The sequence below is a fragment of the Actinomadura verrucosospora genome (genome assembly GCF_039540335.1).
GTDB lineage: Bacteria > Actinomycetota > Actinomycetes > Streptosporangiales > Streptosporangiaceae > Spirillospora > Spirillospora verrucosospora.
In genome coordinates this window covers 1-2,847 of record NZ_BAABEV010000099.1, presented here as the reverse complement: position 1 = coordinate 2,847, position 2,847 = coordinate 1, and the positions used below count along the sequence as shown (strand labels likewise).

The window sequence follows — 2,847 nt, the reverse complement described above, 5'->3', positions numbered from 1 at the left end:
GAGCCCGCGCGCCCGTTCGGCGCGCCGCCGCGCCCGGCGGGCGAGGGCGGCGGCCCGCCGACCGTGCTGGGGCTGACCGGCCGCCAGTGGATGCTCGCGGCGCTCGTCGTCGGCTGCTGCTACCTCGTCGCCACGGGGATCTCGTTCGTCGGCACCTGGGCGACCCTCAGGCGCGAGCCCACCAACGCCGAACTCCAGACCGCCGCCAACAAGGAGGTCGCGCAGCGCTGGGAGGCGTGGCCCGCGCGGCGCGTGTTCCCCGAGCGGCTCAGTTACCGTCCGACGGGCAACCACACCGAGTACGCCTCCCGGACGGGGATCGTCCCCGACGCCGGCTGCGTCCAGGGCGTGGACGAGGAGATCGCGACGACGATCGTCAGGCACGGCTGCCGGGCCGTCCTGCGCGCGACCTACGTCGACCAGCTGCAGGGCGTCGTCGTCACCGTCGGGGTGGTGGCGTTCCCCGACCCGTGGAAGGCCGACCGGGCCTACAAGGAGCTGCCCGGCTCGCAGGGCCCTGACGGGACGGGCTCCGTCCGCCCGGCCCTGCGCGCCGCCGCGTTCCCGGGGACCGCGTCCGCCCGCTTCACCGACGAGGCCAGGCAGGACCGGACGATCGACCGCGGGGGCCCCTACGTCGTGCTGACCACGTCCGGTCAGGCCGACGGCCGCCCCGCCTCCGCGATCAAGAAGGCGCGCCCGGGCGAGCCGTTCGCGATGTCCCCGCAGATCGCCCACGCGATCGCGCGGACCCTGTCGGCCAAGGCGCTGCCCGACTGCGACCAGCCCGAGTGGCAATGCTGAGGGGGGCGCGGGTGAGGCGTCGCGGTCTGCCGGCGGCCGCGGCGGCGGTGGTCGTGGCCGGAACCTGGCTGATGCCCGTCCACGCGCGCGCCGACGCGGTGCGGGACGGGCAGCGCCCCGTCCTCGCCCTGCTCGGCATGGAGACCGCCTGGAAGGTGACCAAGGGCGCCGGCGTGACGGTCGGCGTCGTCGACTCGGGCGTCGATCCCACGCAGCCGGACCTGCGCGGCAGGGTCACCGTCGGCCCCAACATGCTCGCCGGGATCGACGCGGGGACGACGCCCGCGCGACTGCACGGCACCGGGATGTCGACGCTGATCGCCGGACAGGGGCACGGCCCGGGCGGCAGGTCGGGCGTCATCGGCATGGCCCCGCAGGCGCGCATCCTCGCCGTCCGGACGATCGGCGAGCCGGAGGACGCCAGCTACCGCCGCTTCCGGGCGGCGGGCAGCGCGAACGGAGCGGTGGCGCGCGGCATCCGCTACGCCGCCGACCACGGCGCCGACGTCATCAACCTGTCGCTCGGCAGCGGGGACGACGACCCGGCCGAGCGCGAGGCCGTCGGCTACGCCATCGGCAAGGGCGTCGTGGTGGTCTCGGCCGTCGGCAACGACGGCGACGAGGAGCGGCTGCTGGACGGCGACGGGTTTGCGCCGTACTTCTACCCGGCGTCCTTCCCCGGTGTGATCGCGGTCGCGGCGACCGAGCCCGGCCACTCCCGCGCGCCGTTCTCCAACCGCAACTACTCGGTGCTGCTGTCGGCGCCGGGCACGGGCCTGCCCGTCGGGGCGCCGGGCGGCCGGTACTTCGCGAGCAGCGGGACCAGCGACGCCAGCGCGATCGTCGCCGGGATCGCGGCGCTGATCCGCGCGAAGCACCCTCGGATGGCGCCCGCGCTGGTCGCGCAGGCGCTGATCCAGAGCACCCGGCACGGCCCGTCCGGGGGCTACGACCCGGAGATCGGGTTCGGGGAGGTGCACGCGGCCCGGGCCCTGTCGGCGGCGGACTCGCTGGCCTCGGCGTCGCCCGGCCCGGCGCAGGCCAAGCCCGCCGGGCAGCGGTTCGGGAAGCAGGACCCCGGCCCGGTGGAGGTCATCGAGCGGCCCTTCTGGGTCCGCCCGCTGGTCATCGTGATCGTGCTGATCGGGCTCGGCGGGACGGCCGGAGGTTTCGCGCTCGCGGTCGCGTTCCGGCGGCGCCACCCCGGGCGGCCTCCCGCCGCCCCGTCCTGAGCCGCCTTGGGCTACGCTCCGCTGGTGTCGCGCGCCGAGATCTCCGCCCCGGACGGCGAGCCGGAACCGGGCGCCGGACGGCGGATCTCCCGCAGGACGGCCGCGCTGGTGGCCGCGCCGGCGTGCGCGACCGTCCTGCTCGTGGCCGGGGTGCGGCTGACCGCCGAGCTGACCCGCGCCCCCACCCCCGCCGAGCGCGCGGAGGCCGCGGCGGCGGAGCTGTCCGGCCGCTACCGCACCTGGACGGCCGGGCGGATCTTCCCCGCGGGCCTGGCCTACCGGCTCGGCCAGGCGTCCGCCGAGACGGCCCGCCGGGTGGGGATCGGCCCCGACACCCGCTGCGAGACGGCCGTGGACGACGCGTTCGCCGGGACCCTGACGGCTCGCGGCTGCCGCGCCGTGCTGCGCGCCACCTACCTCGACCAGGCGCAGGGGCTCGCGGTCACGGTCGGCGTGGTCGTACTCCCGGACGAGCGGTCCGCGCGCGAGGCCGTCGCCTTCTTCCCGTCCCGCAAGCCCGGCCCGGGGCTGCGCGCGCTGCCGCTCCCGGGTTCGGTGGCGGCCCGGTTCGGCGACGCCGCCCGGCAGGCGTCCACCGCCGCGCAGCGCGGCCCGTACGTGGTCGCGGCGACGGCCGGGTACGCCGACGGGCGTCCCGCGATGCGCGGCTCGCCGGCCGACGCGGCCGAGCTGACGCCGCAGCTCGTCCAGGGCGTCCTGCGGCCGCTGACCGCACCCGCTGAGGTCCGCTGCGGCGCCCGGGAGTGGCGGTGCTGAGGCGCGCCGCGGCCGGGGCCGCCGCGGTGGCGGA

3 protein-coding genes are annotated in these 2,847 nt (G+C 77.6%); all 3 read left to right on the top strand.

Annotated features, from left to right (window positions below; genetic code table 11):
* The coding region (locus ABD944_RS42070; protein WP_345187857.1) for a hypothetical protein at positions 1-804 on the top strand (804 nt) is incomplete at its 5' end.
* Positions 805-815: 11 nt separating this feature from the next.
* Positions 816-2,036, top strand: coding sequence for a S8 family serine peptidase (locus ABD944_RS42065; protein ID WP_345187852.1), 1,221 nt, complete (start codon positions 816-818; stop codon positions 2,034-2,036).
* A gap of 24 nt (positions 2,037-2,060) precedes the next feature.
* The gene (locus ABD944_RS42060; protein ID WP_345187850.1) at positions 2,061-2,813 is read left to right on the top strand and encodes a hypothetical protein; all 753 of its coding nucleotides are present in this window, start codon (positions 2,061-2,063) and stop codon (positions 2,811-2,813) included.
* Positions 2,814-2,847 lie beyond the last annotated feature (34 nt).